This window comes from Limnohabitans sp. INBF003, from assembly GCF_055396645.1.
The window spans coordinates 2,102,169-2,125,359 of the sequence record NZ_AP029222.1; the positions used below are offsets into that span (position 1 = coordinate 2,102,169).

The 23,191-nt window shown below is 60.4% G+C and carries 23 protein-coding genes and 1 pseudogene; 16 read left to right on the top strand and 8 right to left on the bottom strand.

Translation table 11 applies throughout. The features are described 5' to 3' along the window. Nucleotides 1-156 precede the first annotated feature (156 nt). Nucleotides 157-369 carry a 30S ribosomal protein S21 gene (gene rpsU / locus ACZ5VE_RS09485; protein ID WP_019428257.1) on the top strand — a complete coding sequence of 71 codons (213 nt, stop codon included), beginning with the start codon at nucleotides 157-159 and terminating at the stop codon, nucleotides 367-369. A gap of 109 nt (nucleotides 370-478) precedes the next feature. After that, nucleotides 479-940 carry a GatB/YqeY domain-containing protein gene (locus ACZ5VE_RS09490; protein ID WP_464454941.1) on the top strand — a complete coding sequence of 154 codons (462 nt, stop codon included), beginning with the start codon at nucleotides 479-481 and terminating at the stop codon, nucleotides 938-940. 22 nt (nucleotides 941-962) lie between these two features. Here ACZ5VE_RS09490 and ACZ5VE_RS09495 read toward each other — a convergent pair whose 3' ends face one another. Together ACZ5VE_RS09495 and pmbA are read right to left on the bottom strand one after the other, a co-directional pair. Next, complete coding sequence (locus tag ACZ5VE_RS09495) at nucleotides 963-1,853, bottom strand: DMT family transporter (protein WP_464454942.1); 891 nt, start codon at nucleotides 1,851-1,853, stop codon at nucleotides 963-965. Nucleotides 1,854-1,866: 13 nt separating this feature from the next. Further along, nucleotides 1,867-3,345 carry a metalloprotease PmbA gene (pmbA, locus tag ACZ5VE_RS09500; protein WP_464457467.1) on the bottom strand — a complete coding sequence of 493 codons (1,479 nt, stop codon included), beginning with the start codon at nucleotides 3,343-3,345 and terminating at the stop codon, nucleotides 1,867-1,869. Nucleotides 3,346-3,367: 22 nt separating this feature from the next. Between pmbA and yjgA the strand changes: the two genes are divergently transcribed. Genes yjgA through ACZ5VE_RS09515 form a run of 3 tightly spaced genes read left to right on the top strand, consistent with a single transcriptional unit; the run spans nucleotide 3,368 to nucleotide 5,522 of the window. Continuing rightward, entirely contained in the window at nucleotides 3,368-4,024 is a 657-nt protein-coding gene (gene yjgA / locus ACZ5VE_RS09505; RefSeq protein WP_464454943.1) for a ribosome biogenesis factor YjgA, read from the top strand. Further along, nucleotides 4,017-4,613, top strand: coding sequence for a molybdopterin adenylyltransferase (gene mog, locus ACZ5VE_RS09510; RefSeq protein WP_464454944.1), 597 nt, complete (start codon nucleotides 4,017-4,019; stop codon nucleotides 4,611-4,613). The genes yjgA and mog overlap by 8 nt, the downstream gene beginning before the upstream one ends. 15 nt (nucleotides 4,614-4,628) lie before the next feature. Further along, entirely contained in the window at nucleotides 4,629-5,522 is an 894-nt protein-coding gene (locus ACZ5VE_RS09515) for an ion transporter (RefSeq protein WP_464454945.1), read from the top strand. 92 nt (nucleotides 5,523-5,614) lie between these two features. Here the strand turns inward: ACZ5VE_RS09515 and ACZ5VE_RS09520 are convergent, their stop codons facing one another. Continuing rightward, nucleotides 5,615-5,737 (bottom strand): hypothetical protein, encoded by a 123-nt coding sequence (locus ACZ5VE_RS09520; protein WP_464454946.1) that lies wholly within the window; start codon nucleotides 5,735-5,737, stop codon nucleotides 5,615-5,617. Between the two features lie 83 nt (nucleotides 5,738-5,820). Between ACZ5VE_RS09520 and rpoD the strand changes: the two genes are divergently transcribed. Further along, entirely contained in the window at nucleotides 5,821-8,334 is a 2,514-nt protein-coding gene (gene rpoD, locus ACZ5VE_RS09525) for an RNA polymerase sigma factor RpoD (RefSeq protein WP_464454947.1), read from the top strand. Between the two features lie 68 nt (nucleotides 8,335-8,402). Here the strand turns inward: rpoD and ACZ5VE_RS09530 are convergent, their stop codons facing one another. The 4 genes from ACZ5VE_RS09530 to ACZ5VE_RS09545 form a co-directional block, all read right to left on the bottom strand. After that, nucleotides 8,403-8,807 (bottom strand): YkgJ family cysteine cluster protein, encoded by a 405-nt coding sequence (locus tag ACZ5VE_RS09530; protein ID WP_019430691.1) that lies wholly within the window; start codon nucleotides 8,805-8,807, stop codon nucleotides 8,403-8,405. A gap of 25 nt (nucleotides 8,808-8,832) precedes the next feature. Further along, complete coding sequence (gene paaZ, locus ACZ5VE_RS09535; RefSeq protein ID WP_464454948.1) at nucleotides 8,833-10,878, bottom strand: phenylacetic acid degradation bifunctional protein PaaZ; 2,046 nt, start codon at nucleotides 10,876-10,878, stop codon at nucleotides 8,833-8,835. Nucleotides 10,879-11,094: 216 nt separating this feature from the next. Further along, nucleotides 11,095-11,940, bottom strand: coding sequence for a class III extradiol dioxygenase family protein (locus tag ACZ5VE_RS09540; protein ID WP_464454949.1), 846 nt, complete (start codon nucleotides 11,938-11,940; stop codon nucleotides 11,095-11,097). 15 nt (nucleotides 11,941-11,955) lie between these two features. Beyond that, entirely contained in the window at nucleotides 11,956-12,303 is a 348-nt protein-coding gene (locus ACZ5VE_RS09545) for a protocatechuate 4,5-dioxygenase subunit alpha (RefSeq protein ID WP_464454950.1), read from the bottom strand. Nucleotides 12,304-12,388: 85 nt separating this feature from the next. On the opposite strand from ACZ5VE_RS09545, the pseudogene ACZ5VE_RS09550 reads away from it, so the two are divergent. From ACZ5VE_RS09550 to maiA, 7 genes and pseudogenes are all read left to right on the top strand, one after another. Next, nucleotides 12,389-12,538 (top strand): annotated as a pseudogene (locus tag ACZ5VE_RS09550) (helix-turn-helix domain-containing protein); the annotation flags it as partial. Between the two features lie 349 nt (nucleotides 12,539-12,887). Beyond that, the gene (locus ACZ5VE_RS09555) at nucleotides 12,888-13,301 is read left to right on the top strand and encodes a LysR substrate-binding domain-containing protein (protein ID WP_464454951.1); all 414 of its coding nucleotides are present in this window, start codon (nucleotides 12,888-12,890) and stop codon (nucleotides 13,299-13,301) included. 103 nt (nucleotides 13,302-13,404) lie between these two features. Continuing rightward, a complete protein-coding gene (locus ACZ5VE_RS09560; protein WP_464454952.1) occupies nucleotides 13,405-14,613 on the top strand; it encodes a 3-hydroxybenzoate 6-monooxygenase in 1,209 nt (402 codons plus the stop codon). 18 nt (nucleotides 14,614-14,631) lie between these two features. Next, nucleotides 14,632-15,669: a cupin domain-containing protein gene (locus ACZ5VE_RS09565; RefSeq protein ID WP_464454953.1), complete on the top strand. Its 1,038-nt coding sequence runs from the start codon at nucleotides 14,632-14,634 to the stop codon at nucleotides 15,667-15,669. Between the two features lie 228 nt (nucleotides 15,670-15,897). Continuing rightward, nucleotides 15,898-16,599: a fumarylacetoacetate hydrolase family protein gene (locus ACZ5VE_RS09570; RefSeq protein WP_464454954.1), complete on the top strand. Its 702-nt coding sequence runs from the start codon at nucleotides 15,898-15,900 to the stop codon at nucleotides 16,597-16,599. A gap of 106 nt (nucleotides 16,600-16,705) precedes the next feature. Continuing rightward, a complete protein-coding gene (locus ACZ5VE_RS09575) occupies nucleotides 16,706-18,037 on the top strand; it encodes an MFS transporter (protein WP_464454955.1) in 1,332 nt (443 codons plus the stop codon). A gap of 27 nt (nucleotides 18,038-18,064) precedes the next feature. Beyond that, nucleotides 18,065-18,700: a maleylacetoacetate isomerase gene (maiA, locus tag ACZ5VE_RS09580; RefSeq protein WP_464454956.1), complete on the top strand. Its 636-nt coding sequence runs from the start codon at nucleotides 18,065-18,067 to the stop codon at nucleotides 18,698-18,700. A gap of 23 nt (nucleotides 18,701-18,723) precedes the next feature. Here maiA and ACZ5VE_RS09585 read toward each other — a convergent pair. After that, a protein-coding gene (locus ACZ5VE_RS09585) for an IS3 family transposase (RefSeq protein WP_464454957.1) occupies nucleotides 18,724-19,985 on the bottom strand; the annotation gives its coding sequence in 2 pieces (ribosomal slippage) (nucleotides 18,724-19,628 and nucleotides 19,628-19,985; 1,263 coding nt in all). A 386-nt stretch (nucleotides 19,986-20,371) separates the two neighbouring features. Between ACZ5VE_RS09585 and ACZ5VE_RS09590 the strand changes: the two genes are divergently transcribed. The 3 genes from ACZ5VE_RS09590 to ACZ5VE_RS09600 are packed head-to-tail and all read left to right on the top strand — an operon-like array spanning nucleotide 20,372 to nucleotide 22,791. Beyond that, nucleotides 20,372-21,058, top strand: coding sequence for a GntR family transcriptional regulator (locus ACZ5VE_RS09590; protein ID WP_464454958.1), 687 nt, complete (start codon nucleotides 20,372-20,374; stop codon nucleotides 21,056-21,058). A gap of 51 nt (nucleotides 21,059-21,109) precedes the next feature. Next, on the top strand, nucleotides 21,110-21,928 hold the full coding sequence (locus tag ACZ5VE_RS09595; RefSeq protein WP_464454959.1) for a phytanoyl-CoA dioxygenase family protein: 819 nt from the start codon (nucleotides 21,110-21,112) through the stop codon (nucleotides 21,926-21,928). Then, nucleotides 21,925-22,791: a phytanoyl-CoA dioxygenase family protein gene (locus tag ACZ5VE_RS09600; protein WP_464454960.1), complete on the top strand. Its 867-nt coding sequence runs from the start codon at nucleotides 21,925-21,927 to the stop codon at nucleotides 22,789-22,791. Before ACZ5VE_RS09595 ends, ACZ5VE_RS09600 begins: the two co-directional genes overlap by 4 nt. Nucleotides 22,792-23,191 lie beyond the last annotated feature (400 nt).

Consider the following 23,191-nt stretch of genomic DNA (forward strand, 5'->3'; position numbering starts at 1 on the left):
CAAGACTTTGTCGTGCAGACGCTATAATCTCAGGCTTTGCTGGCAAACCCCCGTCTGCCAAATACTAGTTCGTGACGGGGAACCGCCGAAACTGGGTTTCAAGGGCCCGATCTCCCTTGTTGCTGCAGCCGGCACATTTTTTGGAAAATTGATTCAATGACCACCATCCGCGTGAAAGAAAACGAGCCGTTTGACGTTGCCCTGCGTCGCTTCAAGCGCACCATCGAAAAACTCGGCCTGCTGACAGACCTGCGTGCCCGCGAGTTCTACGAAAAGCCAACAACCGAGCGCAAGCGCAAGAAGTCGGCTGCCGTCAAGCGTCACTACAAGCGCGTTCGCAGCATGCAATTGCCCAAGAAGATGTATTGATCTTCTTCTTTGTATGACCCGCAAGGGTCTGCAAATAAGCCCGCTGGAGGACGCTCAGGCGGGCTTTGTCGTTTATGCCTCCCCACTTTGACCACCCCAGGAGCCTCTCATGAGCCTGAAAGAACAAATCACCGAAGACATGAAAACAGCCATGCGGGCCAAAGACGCCGAGCGTCTGGGCACCATCCGCTTGCTGTTGTCGGCCATGAAGCAAAAAGAAGTCGACGAGCGCATCGAGCTCGACGATGTGGCCGTGGTGGCCATCGTGGACAAGCTGATCAAGCAGCGCAAAGACTCGATCGCCGCGTTTGAACAGGCTGCTCGCCAAGACTTGGCCGACAAGGAAAAGGCCGAAATGGGAGTGTTGCTGGCGTATCTGCCCGAGCGCATGTCGGCCGAAGAAGTCACGGCGGCCGTTCAAGCCATCGTGGCCGAACTCGGCGTAGAACTGGGTCGAAATGTGGGCCCCGGGGACATGGGCAAAGTGATGGGCGCAGTCAAAGCCAAACTGGCCGGCAAAGCCGACATGGGCCAAGTGTCGGCAGCGGTCAAAGCCGCGTTGGCAGGCTGACCGCCCAAGGTCTGATCGAGGATCAGGCCCCCAAGATCATGGCCGAACCCAAGACGGCCATGGCAGCACCACCCCAGGCCCCCCAAGCGGGGCTGCGTCGGTAAACCCCCCACAACAGCGGCAGCAGCAAGATGGGGGTGAGCGACGAGAAAATCCCCACCAGATTCACTTGCCCGGTTTTCAGGGCCTGCAAGATCAAGGTCATGCCCAAAGCCATCGCCACGGCGGCACTGGCCCAGGTGTTCAAGAGGGTTTTGACGTGCAACGGGTTTTGCACCCGGGCCACCTGTGCGCCCACCCAAAGCAGCACCAAATGGGCCAGAAAACTGGCCGATGTGCGCACCGCAGACGCGGCCACCGCATCGACACCTGAAGTCATCAAGGGCTTGATCATCAAAGTAGCAACAGACTGACACGCGGCAGCCAGCAAGCCCAGCAACACCCCGGTCATCAAGGTGCCCCGTGTCTTTTCCCAAGCGTGGGTTTCGCTCTCGCGACGGCCCCATACAATGGCCACCATCACACCCGAGACCAGCAAACTGCCGCCCAGCAAGGTCCAGCCCCACAAGGTTTCGCCCAGAAACACCCAAGCCAAAAAGGTGGAAAAAATGGCATGGGTGGCAAACAGCACCCCACTGCGGCGAGGCCCCAGCCGGTTCATGCAGGCAAACAGGGCCGTGTCTCCGATGAAAATGCCAATGAAACCCGACAGCGCCAGCAACGCGACGTTCGAGCTGTTCAGACTGCGCCACTGCCCGGTGAACAGCGCCAACGCCCAGAGCAAGGTCAGCGCAAAAAACAAACGCCAGCGGGTGAATGCGAACGCGCCCATTTGGCTGGCCGCTGCGGCAGAAAACAAACTGCCCACCGCCCAAGACAAAGCGGCCAGCGCCGCAAGGAGTTCAGCCTGCACAGCGCTGCAAGCCTCAACTGCCCGCCAGCTTCATGCGGTTAACCAAGATGGAGCCCGTGGTTTTGGCTCCCATGTTGTAGGCATCCGAGCCAATCGCCTCAATGCCCATGAACATGTCCTTGAGGTTGCCTGCGATGGTAATTTCGTGCACCGGGTAGGCGATCTCGCCGTTTTCGACCCAAAAACCGCTGGCCCCGCGTGAATAATCGCCTGTGACGTAGTTCACGCCCTGGCCCATCAACTCGATCACGAACAGACCTGTGCCCAATTTTTGGAGCATGGCATCCAGGTTGTCACCCGCCTGCGTCAAACGCGAAGTCAGCGTCAGGTTGTGCGAGCCACCCGCATTGCCAGTGGTCTTCATGCCCAGCTTGCGGGCTGAATAGCTGCTCAGGAAGTAGCCTTCCACACGCCCGCCCTTGACCACCTTGCGGGGTGCCGAGCGCACGCCTTCGTCATCAAAGGGCGAGCTGCCTTTGCCACGCAACAGGAACGGGTCTTCATCGATGTCGATGTGTTTGGGGAAAACTTTCTTGCCCAGCGAGTCGAGCAAGAAACTGCTTTTGCGGTACAGCGCGCCTCCACTCACGGCCTGCACAAAACCACCCAGCAAGCCAGCGGCCACGGGCGATTCGAACAGCACCGGGCATTCGGTCGTGGCGATCTTGCGCGCCCCCAGTCGCGACAAGGCGCGCTCGGCGGCATAACGGCCCACCGCTTCGGGCGATGCCAGCTCGTCAGCCGAACGCATGGAGGTGTACCAGGCATCGCGCTGCATTTCGGCGTTGCGGCCAGGCAACTTGGCGATCGGCGCCACCGACACACTGTGGCGCGAGCTGGCATAGCCACCGCGAAAGCCATGCGTGTGGGCACTGAAAAAATGGCTTTGCTGGGCCGACACGGCCGCGCCATCGCTGTTGGTGATGCGGCGGCTGGTTTTGAGGGCCGCGGCTTCACACTGCAAAGCAATACGGGCGGCCTCTTCGCTGTTGATCGACCAGGGGTGGAACAAATCCAGATCGCGGTGCTTCGTTTCGATGTCGGCCTCGTCGGGCAAACCGGCGGTGGGGTCTTCGGCCGTAAAGCGGGCGATGTCGTAGGCGGCTTGCACGGTGCGCTCGATCGCAGCCTTGGAGAAATCCGAAGTACTGGCGTTGCCACGGCGGTGGTCCACATAGACCGTCACGCCCAGGGATTTGTCGCGGTTGCGCTCCACGTTTTCCAGCTCGCCCTTGCGCACGCTGACCGACAGACCACAGCCTTCGGAGGCCTCGGCACCGGCATTGGTGGCACCCAATTTTTTGGCATGCTTCAAGGCAATGTCGACCAGATCTTCAAAATGGTCACGCGAATAGCTGAAGCCGTCGTGCGGTTGTGAGGAAGGGGCTTTGGCAGAGGCGGTTTTTTTCACGGAATGGTTCTCGCAGCAGAGGGCGAACGCGCAGCTCGCAGTGGCAGCTATGATACTTGCCACCCAGCCCCTGCGCTGCATCAGAGAACGAGTTCCCCCAGTCATGTCCCGTAAACCCAAAAAAGGCTATTTCGTCCGTGGTCAATTTGTTGCCGAAGGCAGCGAACTCGACCTGGAGTACAAGCGCGAGCTCAAAGGTGGGCTCGACGGCCCCAGCCGCACCGAACTCAAACGCGAAAGCACCGAACTGCAAGAACTCGGCACAGCCTTGTTGACCCTGCGCAAAGACCTCATGGAGGGTCTGGCTCTGCCCGACAAACTGGTGGACGGCCTGGCCGAAGCCAAACGCATCACCAACTTTGAAGGCAAACGCCGCCAGATGCAGTTCATCGGCAAGCAAATGCGTTTGCTCAGTCCCGAAACCCTGCAAGCCGTGCGCGAGGCGCTGGACATTCAGCGCCTGGGCAGCGCCAAAGACACGCAAGCCCTGCACCTGGCCGAGGCCTGGCGCGACCGCCTGATCACCGACGATGCTGCCGTGAGCGAATGGATCGAACACCACCCGCAAACCGACATCCAGCAGCTGCGTGCCTTGGTGCGCCAGGCCCGCAAAGACGCGGTGCCGGTGACCAATGCGGCCGTATCGCAAGGCCTGGCCCCGCGCCAAAGCCGGGCCTACCGCGAGATGTTCAAACTGGTGCGCAGCATTCTGACCGACGGCGCAAGCGACGAAACCCCCGACGAGACCGAAGATGAGTGAAGCCTTGTTTGACCCGATCAAGATCGGCATCGTATCCATCAGCGACCGGGCCAGCACCGGCGTTTACGAAGACAAAGGCCTGCCTGCGCTGCAAGAGTGGCTCACGAAAGCCCTGCACAACCCCATCACCTTTGAGCCCCGCCTGATCCCGGACGAGAAAGACCGCATCAGCGCGACCCTGATCGCGCTGGTCGATGCCGGTTGCAGCCTGGTGCTGACCACCGGCGGCACAGGCCCGAGCCTGCGCGACGTGACGCCTGAAGCCACGCTGGCGGTGGCCGACAAGGAGATGCCAGGGTTTGGTGAGCAAATGCGCCAGATCAGCCTGAAGTTTGTGCCCACCGCCATCTTGTCGCGCCAGGTGGCCGTGATCCGTGGCCAAAGCCTGATCATCAACCTACCGGGCCAGCCCAAGTCGATTGCCGAAACACTGGAAGGCCTGAAAGACGCCGAGGGCAAAGCCGTGGTGCACGGCATTTTTGCGGCCGTGCCCTATTGCGTCGATCTGATAGGTGGCCCCTACATGGAAACACGCGACGAAGTCTGCAAGGCCTTTCGCCCCAAAAACGCCATCCGCCCGGCCCGCTGAAGTGTCCCGCGTCCGATGAGCCCTGTACCACCCGCTCCAGTTGCCCCGTCAGCGGCAACGTCAGCGTCCGCGCTTTCCGGCTGGCGTTTGCGCTGGTACACCGTCATTTTTGAAGCAGACACCGCCGCTGGCCGACGCTTTGACTTGCTGCTGATTGCGCTGATCCTGTGCAGCATCGGCGTGGTCATGGCCGACAGCATGACGCACTTGCACCAACGGTACAGCTTTGCCTTCGCATCGGCAGAGTGGCTGTTCACCGTCTTGTTCACGCTGGAATACCTGGCCCGGCTGGTCTGCAGCCCCAAGCCCTGGCGTTATGCCACCAGTTTTTTCGGCGTGGTGGATCTGGTGTCTGTCTTACCCACGTATCTGGCGCTGTTCTTTCCGGAGCTGTATGCCCTGATCGATGTGCGGGTGCTGCGGCTTTTGCGGGTGTTTCGCGTGCTTAAACTGGCAGCTTACGTCAGCGAATACCAGTCACTGGCCAATGCCCTGATCTCCAGCCGCCGCAAAATTTTGGTGTTTTTGTCGGCCGTGCTCATGGTGGTGGTGGTCATGGGCACCGTCATGTACGTGGTCGAAGGCCCTGCCAACGGCTTCACCAGCATCCCCACCTCGGTTTACTGGGCCATCACCACCATGACCACCGTGGGCTTTGGCGACATTACCCCGAAAACAGATTTGGGACGGCTGATCTCCTCGGCCATGATGCTGTTGGGCTGGGGCACACTGGCGGTGCCCACTGGCATCGTGACGGCTGAAATGACCAGCCACAGACTGGGCCACAAGGGCCAGCCCACCACCCGCACTTGCCACCAATGCCTGAGTGAAGGCCACCTGGTGAACGCGCAGTATTGCTTCCAATGCGGCGCACGTTTGCCTGACTACCAGCACGAAGAACGGGGCTAACAACTGCCCCGTTCTGGGCCTTTTGGCAAGGGATCGCCTTGATCTTTGGGTATAATCCATTTTCTCAGCAAGAGCGACAGCAGCACCTCCGGCTAGACCACCGCCATCAGCGCGATGCCCCCATGCGGGCCGGTCACCGTTCCGCAAGGACTGCATTCCAAATGTTCGCCCACCATCTTGCCATTGCAAATTTGACGCCCATATAGGGTGTTCATTTGTGTCCTACAAGCCCGCGCCGGGATGTATTTGGCGCTGACTGTGTCCGTTTCCTTGTCTGTTTTGATGTTCTGAGGTGTTCATGCCTGCTCAAAAGTCGAAGAAGCCTGCCCAGGCCCCTGCCAAATCCAAAACCGTTGCCAAAACCGCCGTTGCCAAAAAAGCCCCCGCGCCCGTCGCCAAGCCCAAAGCAAGCAGCAAAGTGACTGCCAAAGCACCCGCCAAGAAGCCCGCCCCCGTGGTGAGCAAGGCCAAGGTGGCTGCCAAACCGGCAGCAAAACCAGCAGCCAAAGCAGTCCCCAGTGCGGTCAAAGCAACGGCAACCCGGGCGACTCCTGCCCAGCCTGTGAAGAAAGCCGCCTCCGTGCCCGCCAAGAAATCTGAAGTGATCGAGAAAAAAACCACCGCCAAAGCCAAAGAGGCCGTTGCCGAAGTGGAAGTGAAGAAAACTGCCAAAGCAGCCAAAGCCGCTGCCCCGGCTGCAGACAAAAAACCCGCAGCCAAAAAAGCCGTGACCGGCGCCAAGCGCGGCCCCAAGAAAAAAGGCAGCATTGCCGAGCCGAGCCTAGACGACGATCTGGACATCGAAGCCGACCTTGAGGGTGAACCCGTCGTCGAAGCGGGCTCCGAGACCGCTGAAAAGGTCAAGCCCCTGCGCATGAAGATCAGCAAGGCGAAAGAACGCGCCTTGATGAAGGAATTCGGTCTGGACGAAACCGTCCTGACCGAAGCCGAAATGAAGCAGCGCCGCGACCGTCTGAAAGCCCTGATCAAGCTGGGCAAGACCCGTGGCTACCTGACCAACGGCGAAATCAGCGACCACTTGCCCGACAAACTGGTCGATGCCGAAACTCTGGAAGTGGTGATTGCCACCCTGAACGACCTGGGTGTGGCGGTGTACGAGCAAACGCCCGACGCCGAAAGCCTGATCATCACGGACAACGCCCCCACGGGCTCGACCGAAGAAGAAGCCGAAGAAGCCGCCGAAGCAGCACTGTCCACCGTGGACAGCGAATTCGGCCGCACCACCGACCCCGTGCGCATGTACATGCGTGAAATGGGCACCGTGGAACTGCTGACCCGCGAAGGCGAAATCGAAATTGCCAAGCGCATCGAAGGTGGCTTGATGGACATGATGGCCGCGATCAGCGCATCGCCTGCCACCATCGCCGAAATCCTGCGCATGGCCAATGAAATCCGTGAAGGCAAGGTCGTCATCTCCACCGTGGTGGACGGTTTCGCCAACCTGAACGAAGCCGATGACTATGTGGCCGAAGAAGACTTCGACGAATTCGACGAAGCCGATGACGACGATGGCAAAGGTGGCTCCAAGGCCCTGACCAAGAAGCTCGAAGAGCTGAAAAACCAGGCCCTGGAACGCTTTGACCGCATCACCGAATACTTCGAAAAAGTGCACAAGGTGTACGACAAAGAAGGCTGGGGCACGCCCGCCTACGTCAAAGTGCAGACCGCATTGTCCGAAGAGCTGATGACCATCCGCTTCACCGCCAAGACCATTGAAAAGCTGTGCGACATGGTGCGCGGCCAGGTGGACGACGTGCGCAAAAAGGAGCGCGAACTGCGCCGCATCATCGTGGACAAATGCGGTTACCCGCAAGAGCAGTTCATCGCCGACTTCAGCGGCCGTGACAAAAACGGCAAGCGTGTCGAATCGCAATTGCTCAACCTCAAGTGGATCGAAAAGCAAGCCGCAGCGGGCAAGAGCTGGAGCGCCGTCATGGGCCGCAACATCCCGCCCGTGCAAGACCTGCAGCAAAAGCTGATGGACCTGCAATCGCAGGTGGTGGTGCCGCTTGACGAGCTGAAAGACATCAACAAGCGCATGAACGCCGGTGAACGCTCGTCACGCGATGCCAAGAAAGAGATGATCGAGGCCAACTTGCGCCTGGTGATCTCGATCGCCAAGAAGTACACCAACCGCGGTCTGCAGTTCCTCGACTTGATCCAGGAAGGCAACATTGGCTTGATGAAGGCCGTGGACAAGTTCGAATACCGCCGTGGCTACAAATTCTCGACCTACGCCACCTGGTGGATCCGTCAGGCCATCACCCGCTCGATCGCGGACCAGGCCCGCACGATCCGCATCCCGGTGCACATGATCGAGACGATCAACAAGATGAACCGCATCTCGCGCCAGCACTTGCAGGAATTTGGCTTCGAGCCCGATGCCTCCATCCTAGCCGAGAAGATGGAAATCCCTGAAGACAAGATCCGCAAGATCATGAAGATCGCCAAAGAGCCGATCTCCATGGAAACGCCAATCGGTGACGACGACGACAGCCATTTGGGCGACTTCATCGAAGACAGCACGCACACCGCGCCCATCGACGCGGCCCTGCAAGCCGGTCTGCGCGACGTGGTCAAGGACATCCTGGACAGCCTCACGCCTCGCGAAGCCAAAGTGCTGCGCATGCGGTTCGGCATCGAGATGTCCACCGACCACACGCTGGAAGAAGTGGGCAAGCAGTTCGACGTGACCCGCGAACGCATCCGCCAGATCGAAGCCAAGGCGCTGCGCAAGCTCAAGCACCCCAGCCGCTCAGACAAACTGCGCAGCTTCATCGACACGATGTAAGCCGGCTCAGCCGCCAAAAACCAAAAGCCTCCCGACTGCAAAGTCGGGAGGCTTTTTAACTGGTGCACTCAGCGCGACTGGGCTTTGTTGCCGTAGGGGCAATGGTTGGGGCGAGGCCCCACCTGCGGGTGCAGGCGGCAGGTGTTGGGCCGTTTGTCGTACACCGTGCAACGGCGGGTCTTGGCGTCCAGAAACTGGCAATCGCCACTGGCGCGACGTGCCAGGCTGAAGATGCTGTTCTTGAAATTGAAGTGCTCGATCAGCCCGGCTTTGCTCAGCCGTTTGGCGATCTGCTTGGGGTCTTCGTGCTCGGCCTCAAACGGATCCACCAACTCGAGCCGAACCAAGTCGGCCAGCTTGACCTCGACCGGCATGGTGCAGCAGTTGGCCGCGCAGGTGTCACACAAGCCGTTTTTGTAACGAGTCCAGGTTTCGCAACGGTCAACGTCCACAACGGCAATAGGAGATCTCATGCCGGGGATTATCCCCGGATGTGCATCAGCCCTTCTTGGCCACCAGCGTCAGGATGTCGTAACTGGCCACCACCTCGCCCAGCTGGTTGGTGACTTCCACATCCCACGCCACCACGCCCAGCCCCACGCCGTTGGCGTCTTTCTTGTTGCGGTCGATCTTGCGTTTGGCCGTCAGGCGCGCCTGGATGGTGTCGCCAATGCCCACGGGCTTGACGAAGCGCAGGGTGTCGAGGCCGTAGTTGGCCAGCACCGGGCCGGGCGCGGGCGAGACGAACAGGCCCGCAGCGGCCGACAGCACAAAGTAGCCGTGCGCGATGCGCTTGCCAAAAGGCGACTCTTTTGCGGCGATCTCGTCGAAGTGCATGTAGAAATAATCGCCCGACAGGCCGCCAAAGGCCACGATGTCGGCCTCGCCCACGGTGCGGCGGTGGGTGAGCAGGCTCTCGCCAATTTGCAACTCTTCAAAGTACCGGCGGAAAGGATGAACCTCGGACTCGATCAGCTTGGCGCCGCGCATGTACTCACCCGTCACAGCGGCGATCATGGTGGGCGAGCCCTGCAACGCGGTGCGCTGCATCAGGTGCTTGACGGCGCGGATGCCACCGAGTTCTTCACCACCACCGGCGCGGCCAGGGCCGCCGTGTTTGAGCGGAGGCAGCGGCGAGCCGTGGCCGGTCGATTCCACCGCCGATTCGCGGTCGAGGATGTGCAGGCGGCCATGCAAGGCGGCAGCCACCGGGATCATGCGGGCGGCGGTTTGCGGGTCTTTGGTCACCAGTGTGCCGACCAAGCTGCCCTGACCGCGTGCGGCCAGTTGCAGGGCTTCGTCGATGCCGTCGTAGGGCATGAGGGTGCTGACCGGGCCGAAGGCTTCCACGTCGTGCACGCTGTCGGTTTGCAGGGGCTTTTGGCACAGCAGCAGCGTGGGCTGGAAGAAGGCACCGCCTTCGACGCCCTGTCCCACCGGTTTGAAATCGGCACTGCCGCCAAACACCAACTCGGCGCTTTGGCGCAGCAAGGCCACGCGCTCGGCCACGTCGGCCTGCTGCGCGTGCGAGGCGAGCGCACCCATCTTCACACCCTCGACGGACGGATCGCCCACCACCACTTTGGCCAGACGGGCTTGGAGTTTTTCGGCCACAGCGTCCAGGTGCTGACGCGGCACGATGGCGCGGCGGATCGCGGTGCACTTCTGGCCGGCCTTGACGGTCATCTCGCGGGCGACTTCTTTGACGAACAGGTCGAACTCTTCGTCATCGGGCGTCACATCGGGCGCAAGGATGGCGCAGTTGAGCGAGTCGGCTTCGGCGTTGAAGGGGATGCTGTGTTTGACCACATTGGGGTGCACGCGGAGCATGGCGGCGGTGTCGGCCGAACCGGTGAAGGTCACCACGTCCTGGCCATTCAGGCGGTCGAGCAAGTCACCGGTGGAGCCGATCACCAGCTGCAGCGCGCCCGCAGGCAGGATGCCCGACTGCTCGACCAGGCGCACCATGGCCTCGGTCAGGTAGCTGGTGGACGACGCAGGCTTACCGATGCAAGGCATGCCCGCCAAAAAGCTGGGCGCGAACTTTTCGAGCAGGCCCCAGATGGGGAAGTTGAAGGCGTTGATGTGCACCGCGATGCCGCCACGCGGCACCAAAATGTGCGTGCCCGCAAAGCCACCTTTTTTGCCCAGCGGGAAGGCCGGGCCTTCGTGGATCAGGTTGCCGCTGGGCAGCTCGTTGCTGCCCATGCCCGCATAGGCGAACAGCGTGCCCGCGCCGCCCTCGATGTCGACCCAGCTGTCGGCGCGCGTGGCCCCGGTGTGGGCCGAGATGGCGTAGAGCGTTTCCTTGTGTTCGCCCAGGTACTTGGCCAGGGCTTTGAGGCGCTGGGCGCGCTCCTGAAAATCCATTTTCAGCAAATTGGGCAGGCCCACGGTGCGGGCGTAGTGCACCGCGTCACCAAAATCGATGGCCTCGGCATGGGTCTGGGCCACAGTGGCACCGTTGATGGCGCTGCGCAGGGCTTGCGCGCCTTGCTGGCCGATCCACTGGCCACCGATGAAACTTTGCAGGACTTGGGACATGGGAAATGCTTTCTGAAAAGAACAAAGCCCGGTCCACAAGAATTAACCAACCGAGCGGTCGGGGAATTCTAGTCGGTTTGCCTGCCCTGCCCAAGCCCCCTTTAGACAGGGCTTTCCCTTGTGTTGTCCCGCTCCTTGAAATTGTGGGAGGCTGCCCCTGCAGCCGAATGTGTGAAGTGGCTCTGGCCACCCTTCGCGAGCAGGGGCTAGATGCCCTCAAGCCACCTCGAACGCCATCAAGCCGGTGGCTGTGTTGGAGATCGGGATGTGGTAATTGCGGTGCACTTCCTTGACGCTCGGGCCTGCGGCCGTGAGCGCCGCGCGCATGGCCAGCCACATCAGCAGCTCCACACCCTGCGTGCCGGTCTTTTCCACCAGATCGAGCGTGCTGAACTGGGTGGCCCACTCCGGGTTGCTGACCAGGCTGTCCATGAACTGCAGGTCAAACGCCTTATTGATGAAGCCTGCGCGCTCACCGTCGAGCTGATGGCTCAGGCCCCCCGAGGCACAGACCACGACTTTCTTGCTGCTGTCCCAGGCCGCAATGGCTTCGCCCACCGCCTTGCCCAGGGCATACACCCGTTTGGCGGACGGCAGCGGGAACTGCACAGTATTGATGTTGACCGGCACGATGGTCACGGGCGCTTCGCCCTCGGGCCAGAAGAGTTTGAGCGGCAAGGTGCAGGCATGATCCACCAGCATGTCCTGGCAGGTCACGATGTCGAAGTCTTTGCCCACCAGGGTGTTGATGATCTGCCAGGACAGGTCCACTTCGCCCTTGAACGGCGGCAGCGTGGGGATGCCCCAGCCTTCGTCGGCGTTGTTGTATTGGGCTGCCGCACCGACAGCAAAGGTGGGCATCTTGTCGAGGAAAAAGTTCAGGCCGTGGTCGTTGTAGAACATGACCACCACGTCGGGCTTTTGCGCGCCCAGCCACTGTTGCACGGGTGGGTAACCGGCAAAAAACGGGGCCCAGTACGGATCGTTTTGCAGGCCTTTGTGGATCGCGTTGCCGATGGCAGGGATGTGGGATGTGGCGAGACCGCCGATAAGTTGGGCCATGGTTTTTCCTTTTAGTCAGTCCGCGTAAGCCTTGAGCTTGGCCTTGAATTCGTCTTTGGTCATGCCGGTTTGCTGGGCACCGATGTCCTGCATGTCCAGGCCGAAGATGCCCGCGAACTTGGCCAGGTAATAGGCGTTGCCGCCTGTGGCAATCAAGTCAAGCACCTGGCGCGAGCGAATCGCGGCTTTTTGTGGTTCGGTCAGCCCGTATTGGGTCATGTAGGCCTCTTCGTCGTTTTTGAACGCCGCACGGTTGTCGGCCGAATTGAACGAGAAACACATCTTGTTGAGGGCATAGCCTTTGCGGGCCATGTCGCCGTCAAACGGCGTGGTGCCTTCGATCTGGCGGGTGGGGTGGGTCATCGCAATTTCTCCAAAATAGCTGTGAATGGCTTGAAGTATCGGGATACCATTGCCACAAATAAACAGATGAATACTCATATAACCCATGAACAATTTAGATTGGTTGAATCTGGACGCCAAACTGCTGCGCCTGCTGGTGACGGTGGTGGATACCGGCTCGATCACGGCGGCCGCCCAGCGCCTGGGCGTGACCCAGTCGGCCGTAAGCCACTTGCTGGACAAGCTGCGTGGCATCACCGGCGATGTGCTGTTTGCCAAATCGGGCCGGGGCATCGTGGCCACCGCCCGAGCCGAGGCGCTGGCCGCACGGGCCCGAACGCTGCTGGAAGAGCTGGAGCGTTTCGCGCACTCGGACAACTTCGATCCGGCCCAATGGCGCAGCACCGTGACCATCGCCGCGAATGACTTCCAGCGCGATGCCCTGCTGCCTGCGCTGATGCAGCACCTACGGCAAGCGGCCCCGGGGCTCAGTTTGCGGGTGATCCCGTCAGACGTGCCCACCCCCGAGATGCTGCGCCAGCAGCAATGCCAGCTTCATCATCAGCCCGCGCCCGCCCGAGGGGGCAGACATCCTGCAAAAGCGTTTGTTTGCCGACCGCTACCGCGTGTTTTACGACCCGGCCCTGCGCAGCGCCCCAACCACGGCCGACGACTACCTGGCCGCCGAACACGTCACTGTGGTCTATGCGCCGCAGCGCCCGCTCGACCTGGACGCCTTGCTGCTTTCACGCGGTGTGGTGCGGCGCTTTGCAGTGCAGGTGCCGGGCTTTTCGGGGCTGCCCTCGTTCATTGCGGGCACGCCATGGCTGGCCACCGTGCCCGGCTTGCTGCAAAACCACCTGATGCGCGATCTGGCCAGCGCCCCGGTGCCAGTGCCCTGCCCCGAGATGCCGATGTACATGATCTGGCACCAGCGCCACCAGCAAGACCCGGCCCACCAGTGGCTGCGCCAGCAACTTGAAGCGGTGGCCCGGCCTTTGGTCACACCACTCAAATAAGGGTTTTCACTTAGCAAATGGCTGGCCTAACAGGGTTTTGTGAAATTAATATGTATGCATATAATCTCACCACTTTCTTCACCGTCAACTTGTTGGAGTCCCCATGAGCACTGCGCCCTCTCAACTTCCCGTCATCGTCGCTGGCGGTGGCATCGGCGGCCTGGCGGCCGCCCTGGCTTTGGTTCGCCAAGGCTTTCAGGTCACCGTGCTGGAACAAGCGCCCGAGATCGGCGAGATCGGCGCGGGCATCCAGCTCGGCCCCAACGCCTTCCACGCCTTTGACGCTTTGGGCGTGGGCGACAAGGCCCGCGGCCGCGCTGTCTACACCGACTACATGGTCATGCACGACGCGCTTGACGAGTCGCAGGTCGGCAAGATCGAAACCGGCGAAGCCTTCCGCAAGCGCTTTGGCAACCCCTACGCCGTGATCCATCGGGTCGACGTGCACCTGTCGCTGCTGGAAGGCGCACAAGAAACCGGCAAGGTCGAGTTCCACACCAACACCCGCATCGTCTCCATCGAGCAGGACGAAGCGAACCAAACGGTGACCGCCATCGACCAAAACGGCAAGCGCTGGACTGGCCAGGCCCTGATCGGTGCCGACGGCGGCAAGTCGGTGGTGCGCCAGCAGTATGTGAACGATCCGCCCCGCGTGACCGGCCATGTGGTGTACCGCGCCGTGGTCGAGAAAAAAGACTTCCCGGAAAACCTGCAATGGAACGCCGCAAGCCTCTGGGCTGGCCCCAAGTGCCACCTGGTGCACTACCCGCTGCGCGGCGGCGAGCAGTACAACGTGGTCGTGACCTTCCACAGCCGCCAGCAAGAAGAATGGGGCGTGACCGATGGCTCCAAGGAAGAAGTCGAGAGCTACTTCCAGGGCATCAGCCCCAAGGCGCGCCAGCTGATCGAGCTGCCCAAGACCTGGAAGCGCTGGGCCACGGCCGACCGCGAGCCGATTGGCACTTGGGTATTTGGCCGCGCCACCATTTTGGGCGACGCCGCCCACCCCACCACGCAGTACATGGCGCAAGGCGCCTGCATGGCGATGGAAGACGCTGTCACGTTGGGCGAAGCCCTGCGCGTGAACCACAACGACTGGACGAAAGCCCTGGCTTTGTACGAGCGTTCACGCGTGGCGCGCACCGCCCGCATCGTGCTGTCGGGCCGCGAAATGGGCCGCCTGTACCACGCCGCTGGCGTGGAGCGCCTGATCCGCAACTCGCTCTGGAAAGGCCGCACGCAAGAGCGCTTTTATGATGCGATCGAATGGTTGTATGGCTGGAACGTCAACAACTGCCTGGCCCAGGACTGAACCCCAAGGAGACCTTTCATGCAAGAACTCGGAAAACTCGAAGACCTGCCCAAAGACTATGTGCAGGACCTGCGCGACCTGAACCTGGTGCCCCTGTGGCCCAGCCTGCGCGGCGTGCTGCCCCCCAAAGTGCCCACGCGCCAGACCCAACCCACCTGCTGGGCCTACAAGGACATCAAGCCACTCTTGCTCAAGGCGGGCGAGCTGACCCCGATTGAAAAAGCCGAGCGCCGCGTGCTGGTGCTGGCCAACCCCGGCCACGGCCTTGAAAAAATGCAGGCGTCTGCCGCCATGTATTTGGGCATGCAGCTGCTCATGCCCGGCGAGTGGGCCCCCAGCCACCGCCACACGCCCAACGCGGTGCGCATGGTCGTCGAGGGCGAAGGCGCCTGGACCACCGTGGACGGCGAAAAATGCCCGATGAGCCGAGGCGACTTGATCCTCACGCCCACAGGCCTGTGGCACGAACACGGCCACGACGGCACCGAGCCCGTCATTTGGCTCGACGTGTTGGACCTGCCGCTGGTCTATTACATGGAGGCCAGTTACCACATCAACGGCGAACGCCAAACCGTGGTGCCCGGCCAGGGCGACAAGCAGTACGCGCGTGGCGGCGTGGTGCCCAGCCATGTGTTTGAGCGCAGCAAGAAGGCTTACCCCATGCTGCGTTACGCCTGGAAAGACGCCAAGGCCGCGCTCGAATCGCTGGCGGCTGACGCTGCCGGTTTGGAACAGGTGCAGGTCACTTACACCAACCCCGAAACCGGCGGCGACGCCGAAAACATCCTGGGCTTTTACGCTCTGATGCTGCGCCCCGGCCAGACGCTGCGACTGCCCGCGCGTTCACCTGCCCAGGTGTTCCACGTCATCGAAGGCGCGGTGCAAGCGGCCATCGTTGACAAGACCTTCACGCTGGCCGAAGCCGACACCTGCTGTGCCCCCGGCTACGAAGCCGTGACGCTGACCAACCTGAATGCCAACCAACCGGCCTTCATCTTCATCGCCGACGAATCGCCACTGCACCGCAAGCTGGGTGTTTACGAAAACCGGGGTTGATGCACCCGCCCCGCCTCATGTAGGAGCTTGCCTGCAAGCGATGGTTGTGGGCCGCAAGCACCGCAATCGCCAGCAGGCTGGCTCCTACAAAAAAACCAAACGCCAGCTCTGTAACAACTTTTCACCCCCTGTAGGAGCTTGCCTGCAAGCGATGGTCTGTGGACCGTAAGCACCGCAATCGCCAGCAGGCTGGCTCCTACAAAAAACCTTCAACTTCGCATAGACATCATGACCCAATACCTCTTCAATCCCCCCACCGTTCAGTCCCTGCCCATTCGCGGACAAACCGAGCGCTTCCCGATCAACCGCATCTTCTGCGTGGGCCGCAACTACCACGCGCACGCCGTCGAGATGGGCCGCCCTGTCGACAAGAGCGTCGAGCAGGCCTTTTATTTCACCAAGTCACCCCAGACCCTGGTGGAAAGCGGTGCGACCGTAGCCTACCCTCCCCGCACCAGCAACTACCACTTCGAGATGGAACTGGTGCTGGCCATTGGCAAAGAAGGTTTTCGCGTGAGCGAGGCCAACGCGCATGAGCTGGTCTATGGCTATGCCGCAGGCCTGGACATGACCCGCCGCGATCTGCAACTGGTGGCCCGCGACAAGGGCCGTCCTTGGGACACGGGCAAAGACATCGAAGAAGGCTCGGTCTGCTCCGAGATCGTGCCCATGCCCGGGGTGGTGATCGAGCACGGGGCCATTGCGCTCGAAGTCAACGGCGCCACCAAGCAGTCTTCCGATGTGGACAAGCTGATCTGGAACATCCGTGAAATCATCGCCGACCTGTCCACCTATTACCACCTGCAGCCTGGCGACCTGATCTACACCGGCACGCCAGAAGGCGTGGGTGCTGTGGTCACTGGCGACAAGATCACCGGCCGTGTCGAAGGCGTGGCCGAAGTGGCGCTGACCGTCGGCGCTGCCGAGTAAGCCGCACCCATTTCATTTTGAAGCCTTCCCCGCCATCGCTTGCGATGGCGGGCTGGCCTGTTTCACGCCTGCACTTTTTAAAAAGTGCACTCGACACCGACTTTCCATGACAACGACAAACGATTCCGGGCAGCAAGCCCTTCGCCAGCGCACCGTCCGTTGGGTGCTGGTTCTGGCCACCGTGGGCCTGATTTTTGATGGCTACGACCTGGTGGTTTACGGCGCAGTGGTCTCCACCTTCTTGCGCGATGCCAGCCAGATCGGCACCGTCACGCCGGGCATCGCCGGTATTTTGGGCAGCTACGCCCTGTTTGGTGTGGCCCTGGGCGCACTGTTGGCCGGTTCGGTCGGCGACATCGTGGGCCGCCGCAAAGTGATGCTGGCCTCTTATGCCTGGTTCTCGGTGGGCATGGCCCTGACGGCCATGTCCGCTACCGCCCGCGAGTTCGGTTGGATGCGTTTTGTCACCGGCCTGGGCATTGGCTCGCTGGTCGCCACCACGGCCGCCTTGGTGTCCGAATACGCCCCCAAGGACCGCAAGAACCTCTACATCGCCATCAGCAACGGCGGCATTCCGCTGGGCAGCATGCTGTCGGCGGTGCTGGCCATTGTGCTGATGGAACACATCGGCTGGCGCGGCATGTTCTGGATCGGCGCGCTGCCCATGGTCACCTTGCTGCCGCTGGCGTATTTCAAGATGCCCGAATCGGTGGCCTGGCTGGCCGCACGGGGCCGCATCCAAGAGGCGCGTGCGCTGTCAGAGCGCACTGGCGTGCCCATCCCGACCGTACAGACCGCCAACAGCAGCATCGAGGCCACGGGCAAATCCGGCTTTGCAGGCCTGTTCAGCAGCCACTACCTGTTCCCCACTTTGGTGCTCGGCTGCATGAGCGCCACCGGCTTGTTGCTGGTGTACTCGCTCAACACCTGGCTGCCCGAGCTGATGCTGCGCGCAGGCTACAACGCCAAAGGCTCGCTGTCCTTTTTGGCGGTGCTCAACGGCGGCTCGCTGTTTGGCGCGCTGGCCGCATCGCGTGCGGCCGACCGTTTTGGCCCCAAGCCGGTCGTGGCGGCCAGTTTTGCCACGGGTGCGGCGGCGCTGGTGGTGCTGACCTTCAACTTCCAGTTGGCGGCGCTTTTGGCGATCGTGGCAGTGGTGGGCTTGGGCACCAGCGGCACACAAACCCTGATTTACGGCTTTGTGGCCAATTACTACCGCACCAATGTGCGGGCGGCGGGCGTGGCCTGGTGCGCGGGTTTTGGCCGCATCGGTGGCATTGGTGGCCCGATGCTCGGGAGTTTCCTGATCGGCGCAGGCCTCGAACTCGACTACATTTTCTATATCCTGGCCGGGCTGGGTGTGATGGGCGTCATGCTCACACTGCTGGTGCCACTGTCGCGCAGCGCATTGGCCACGCCCACCAACCCCGAAATCTGACCCGTCATTCGCACCAAGGACGACACCATGAAGCTCTACAACTTTTTCCGAAGCGGCACCTCGCACCGCCTGCGCATTGCGCTCAACCTCAAAGGCATTGCCACCGACTACGTGGCGGTCGATCTGCGGGTGGAAGAACACCTGAAAGACGCCTTCAAATCGGTCAACCCGCAGCAGCTGGTGCCCGCGCTCGACACAGGCGAACAGGTGCTGATCCAGTCGCCCGCCATCATTGAATGGCTGGAAGAAAAATACCCCACACCCGCCCTGCTGCCCGCGGGGGCTGACCAGCGCGCCCATGTGCGTGCGCTGGCGGCGATTGTGGGTTGCGACATCCACCCGATCAACAACCGCCGCATTCTGGAAACCCTGCGCAAGCAGTTCGGTGCCAACGAAGACGCCATCAACGCCTGGTGCGCCACCTGGATCAGCGCCGGCTTTGACGCCTACGAAGCCCTGATCGCGGCCGACACACAGCGTGGCCGCTTCAGTTTTGGCGACACGCCCACCCTGGCCGATGTGTACCTGATTCCCCAGGTCGAAAGCGCTCGGCGCTTTAAAGTAGATCTAACGCAATGGCCGCACATCATGGCGGTTGAAAAGGCTTGCATGACACTGGAGGCCTTTCAAAAGGCTGCGCCGGGTCAGCAACCGGATGCCTGAGCGACACACTGACCCGTCCTGAATTAGGTTGACACCTGGGACGATGACTCAAGCCGACAAATGTCGGCCAAAGACGCCCGATGCACCACATCGGGCGTTTGCATTTTCAGCGATAAATGAGGGCGCTCGTCGTTATAGATCTGCACTGACTCTCGCACCATGCGCCGCGCTTGCTCCAGATCAGCGGGGCGCTGCAACAACAACTCGCCTTTGAGAATGCCGTTGACCCGCTCTGCCAGCGCATTCTGGTAACAGTCATAGCCATCGGTCATCGAGCACAGCAGGCCGTGGCGCTGATGAATGGCTTGGTAGTAGTTCGAGCAGTACTGGATGCCCCGATCCGAGTGATGCACCAAGCGTTGATCGCTTTGACGTGTACGCAAGGCCATTTTCAAGGCTTGTGCTACCGGCTCGGTTTGCAAGCTGTCGTGCACATGCCAGCCCACAATCTTGCGCGAGTAGGCATCAGTGACCAAGCTCAGGTAGACAAATTTGTCGTTCGTGGGCAAGTAGGTGATATCGGCTACCCATACTTGCTCGCTGGCTGTAGCGCACAGTTGCTGCGCCCCCGCCTTGAGCAAGTTCGGATGGCGACGAAACCGGTGATGGCTGTCTGTGGTCTTGTGATACGCACGTCGCTGCGGCACCAGCATGCCAGCGTTGCGCAGCACATCAAACATCGCATCGCGCCCCAGTTCAATGCCCGCCTGCGCCAGAGGATCACGCAGCACATGGTGCAGCTTGCGTGTGCCCAGCCGGAGCTGCCTGACACGCCAATCTCGCACCAACCTCACCACCGCCTGGCCTCGACTCTCACGCTGGGCGTGACGCCGCTGGCCCTGATAGTAAGCTTGGCGACTCAATCCCATATGTCGGCAAGCCCTCTTCACACTCAGCCCTTGGACGAGTTGCTGCGAGAGGACTTGCCCAAAGGCTTTTTTACGACGCGCACCCCATAGTCCTTCTTCAGGACGTCCAGCACTGCCTCGAACAACTGGGCCTTCTCGTTGGCCTCCTTAAGTTGAACTTGCAAGGCCTTGATCTGTTGCTCGGGTGTTAGAGATGTGGGTGTTTTTTCTCGGGGCATGGCTGCCGATGATGCCTGAATGCCCCAGCTTTGGCGTCCATGCTTGCGCATCCACACCAGCACCGTCGAGCGTCCTTGGATCCCATACCGTTGCTGCGCTTGTGTGTAGGTCAGCTCGCCTTTTTCTACTTGCTCGACCACAGCCAGTTTAAAAGCCAGCGTGTAGTCTTTCTGAGTTCTCTTGATGCCTGATTCCATTTGACTTGCCTTTTCTTTCAAGAAAAGGTGTCAACCTCTGGCAGGATGGGTCACACCTCAAAAGCAAGGGCCCCCCAGGGGCCCTTTTTTGATGGAGTGCTGGGAAGCCAATTCTGCTTTGCAGCGATTGCGGCCGGTCGTGTTTCAGCTCCAGCTTGAAGCAGAGTTGGTAAGCGGACTCTCACGCGAGATCATTTCGATCAAGTCCGATGTCCGGTCCGGGGGGTACTGCCGACATTGACAAATAGCACCTCACAAATTCCCAACCGAACGTCCGCTCTCTTCGCCTCCGACCGGGTGAATTCGACCCAATGCAGTCATACAACTGCCCTAAATGCCTGATGGACTTGCCGCTTCAGGGTTCTACTTGTGGCACCATATTGATCATGACCAGCCACCCCCGCGCACCCTCGAAACCGCCAACTCCTGGCCAGGAGCCTCCCTCACTCAACGAGGAAGCTTATCGCCGCATTGAGGAGATGATCGTGACTCTTGAGCTCGCGCCAGGCAGTGTGGTGTCGGAGGCCACGCTAAGCGAACGAATCGGCATTGGACATACGCCGATCCGTGAAGCTTTGCAGCGTCTGGCACGTGAACACCTTGTTCAGATCCTGCCCCGTCGTGGTGTGGTGGTGACCGCCATCGACGTGGGTCATCAACTCCAGATATTAGAGACACGACGCGAACTCGACCGACTTATTGCTCGTTCGGCAGCCGTGCGTGCCACACTGGCTGAGCGCGAAGCCATGGCTGCTGTTGCTCAGCGCATGGAAGCTGCCGTGAAGTCTGAAGACCTTGTTTCATTCCTGCAGTGGGACAACGAAATGAACAGGCAGTCTGCACTAAGCGCTCGAAACATGGTGGCTGCTGCGGCCGTGTCCGCCCTTCACTCGGCCTCACGGCGTTTCTGGTTCTACCATCATCATGGCCAAGTCAACGCGACACTGCGTCTGCATGTGGCCCTTGCGCGTGCGATGGCCTCCGGCAAGCCTGAGAAGGCTGCCGAGGCCAGTGATCGGGTGATTGATGATCTTTTTGATTTCGCCCACAGGACCCTGATTACCCGTACTTGACAACTGGCATACCAGTCACATACCATGAACTCCCGTTTAAGGAGTTTGCCTGTGCGCCTCACCCATCTGCAGATCGAAACCTACCACCGAGATGGATTCCTTACCCTCGATGGCCTTTTTTCCGCCTCCGAAGTAGCGGCCATGAGAGCCGAGCTTGAGCGAATTCAAGAGATCGACACGGATCACCTGGTACGGGAAAAGGGCAGCAATGTTGCCAAAACCATCTACCGGGTTCATGAGGCGGACGGCCCAACGGCATCACCGGTGTTTCATGCCTTCTCGCGTACTTCACGCGTGCTCGAGCCCGCACAGGATCTGCTTTCCGAGCAGCAGTTGTACATCCATCACACGAAATGCAATTTGAAGTCCGCGATTGACGGCTCGGTGTGGGCGTGGCACCAGGATTACGGAACCTGGAAGCGAGATGGCATGCCTGAGGCACGTCCAACTACTGCGCTGGTCATGTTGGACGAGCCCACAGAGATGAACGGCTGCTTGTACTTTATTCCGGGCAGCCACAAGGAGGGCAGTCTGGAGCCTGAATTCAACGAATCTACGGGCTACAAGTTTTATGTGACCCCGAAGGACAAGCTGTTAGAAATCATGGCACGCAGCCCCGAACCGGTGGCGATCACTGGCAAGCCCGGCACCGTGGTGTTCTTTGACTGCAACATCCTGCACGCCTCGGGACATAACTTGTCCCAGCACAATCGTTGGGCGATTTATGTGGTTTACAACCCAGTAACCAACCGGTGTCGCGATGTTCCCAACCCACGGCCTGATTACGTCCGGTCGACCAATACAAAACCACTCATCAAGGGAAGCGACCATATTTTCCCGCTTGCAAGCTCGACGCAGGAGGCCCGATGAATACCAGTCATCAACGCATCCTTTCCCCTGAGCAGATCAGGGACTACCGCGATACGGGTTATCTCAATCTCCGTCAGGTACTTGATCCTAAATTGCTTGCGAGGCTGATCGCGACCACCGAGCGACTGTACGATGAGGGCCGATCACTCCAGCAAAAGTCAAAACATTACGACCTAGAGCCTGCGCATACCGCCCTAGCGCCGCGTATCAGGCGTATCTCCAGCCCGACGGAACTAGATTTGGTGTATGTTGAAGCCGCTTTCGATTCGATCCTGGGTGACATTGCCGCAGACCTGCTTGGTGGAGCGGTCAAGTTTTACCACTCTAAGATCAATTTCAAACTGCCCCATGGAGGTGCAGAGATTGGCTGGCATCAGGACTGGCCGGTGTTTCCTCACACCAACACCAATCTTGTCGCTCTGAGCGTACCTTTGAATGCGTCCCGCGCCATCAATGGCTGCCTTCAGACGATCCCCGGCAGCCACAAGTTGGGGCCGCGCAGTCATTGGGAAAACGGCATTTATAAACTCAATTGCAATCACACAATGACGCCGCAGGACTTTGCGAACGTAGTCGATAACGAGTTGGATGTGGGAGATGTGGTGGCACATCACGGCCTCGCAGTGCACGGCTCCAGTCAAAACCGCTCGGACACCTTGCGCACAACCTACATCATTCAGTACGCTGCTGCTGACTCATTCGCCTATACCGCACCCGTTGTAGACAGCATCCATCGCAATCAGATGGTCAGGGGCGAGCCGGCTACTCATGCACGCGTAGAAGCTGGAGTGATCGAATTACCACCGGATTTTTCGGCGGGATATTCAGGCATATACGCTTTGCAGACGGCTGGGAAGAGCTAGGGCTTTTCGATGAGTACACCGGTGGAGCCACTTCCAGCAATGATCTACAGCACCCGACCCGATGCGGTCGTCGACGAACCCACAATGAACTTCCGCTCCTGGTTAATAGCGAAGTTCAGAACAGGCGTTCGGCCGCAAATCAGCGGACCTGCAAAAGTCCTAGATTTCCCCGGAGATGCCAAAGCAGGTATGCAGGCAGGCCGAACTCGTGCATCGGCGCGCCCAGCACGACATGGCCATGTGGCTGCATCTCAGCGATCTAGCATCATCCCGAACCATCTATGCGGCTTGCCCGGCTCCAGTGAACGCGGCGCTGAGCGCCGAATTCACTGATTTCAATGACCCCGGCGTGGACTGCGTGCATTCACACCGAAGTCATGCTGCCCGATGGCAGTGGTCA

Bases quoted from the DNA above. Each gene is read 5' to 3' on its own strand.
- rpsU (WP_019428257.1), top strand. From the start codon at position 157: ATGACCACCATCCGCGTGAAAGAAAACGAGCCGTTTGACGTTGCCCTG.
- ACZ5VE_RS09490 (WP_464454941.1), top strand. From the start codon at position 479: ATGAGCCTGAAAGAACAAATCACCGAAGACATGAAAACAGCCATGCGG.
- pmbA (WP_464457467.1), bottom strand. From the start codon at position 3,345: ATGCAGCGCAGGGGCTGGGTGGCAAGTATCATAGCTGCCACTGCGAGC.
- yjgA (WP_464454943.1), top strand. From the start codon at position 3,368: ATGTCCCGTAAACCCAAAAAAGGCTATTTCGTCCGTGGTCAATTTGTT.
- mog (WP_464454944.1), top strand. From the start codon at position 4,017: ATGAGTGAAGCCTTGTTTGACCCGATCAAGATCGGCATCGTATCCATC.
- ACZ5VE_RS09515 (WP_464454945.1), top strand. From the start codon at position 4,629: ATGAGCCCTGTACCACCCGCTCCAGTTGCCCCGTCAGCGGCAACGTCA.
- ACZ5VE_RS09520 (WP_464454946.1), bottom strand. From the start codon at position 5,737: ATGAACACCCTATATGGGCGTCAAATTTGCAATGGCAAGATGGTGGGC.
- rpoD (WP_464454947.1), top strand. From the start codon at position 5,821: ATGCCTGCTCAAAAGTCGAAGAAGCCTGCCCAGGCCCCTGCCAAATCC.
- ACZ5VE_RS09530 (WP_019430691.1), bottom strand. From the start codon at position 8,807: ATGAGATCTCCTATTGCCGTTGTGGACGTTGACCGTTGCGAAACCTGG.
- paaZ (WP_464454948.1), bottom strand. From the start codon at position 10,878: ATGTCCCAAGTCCTGCAAAGTTTCATCGGTGGCCAGTGGATCGGCCAG.
- ACZ5VE_RS09540 (WP_464454949.1), bottom strand. From the start codon at position 11,940: ATGGCCCAACTTATCGGCGGTCTCGCCACATCCCACATCCCTGCCATC.
- ACZ5VE_RS09545 (WP_464454950.1), bottom strand. From the start codon at position 12,303: ATGACCCACCCCACCCGCCAGATCGAAGGCACCACGCCGTTTGACGGC.
- ACZ5VE_RS09560 (WP_464454952.1), top strand. From the start codon at position 13,405: ATGAGCACTGCGCCCTCTCAACTTCCCGTCATCGTCGCTGGCGGTGGC.
- ACZ5VE_RS09565 (WP_464454953.1), top strand. From the start codon at position 14,632: ATGCAAGAACTCGGAAAACTCGAAGACCTGCCCAAAGACTATGTGCAG.
- ACZ5VE_RS09570 (WP_464454954.1), top strand. From the start codon at position 15,898: ATGACCCAATACCTCTTCAATCCCCCCACCGTTCAGTCCCTGCCCATT.
- ACZ5VE_RS09575 (WP_464454955.1), top strand. From the start codon at position 16,706: ATGACAACGACAAACGATTCCGGGCAGCAAGCCCTTCGCCAGCGCACC.
- maiA (WP_464454956.1), top strand. From the start codon at position 18,065: ATGAAGCTCTACAACTTTTTCCGAAGCGGCACCTCGCACCGCCTGCGC.
- ACZ5VE_RS09590 (WP_464454958.1), top strand. From the start codon at position 20,372: ATGACCAGCCACCCCCGCGCACCCTCGAAACCGCCAACTCCTGGCCAG.
- ACZ5VE_RS09600 (WP_464454960.1), top strand. From the start codon at position 21,925: ATGAATACCAGTCATCAACGCATCCTTTCCCCTGAGCAGATCAGGGAC.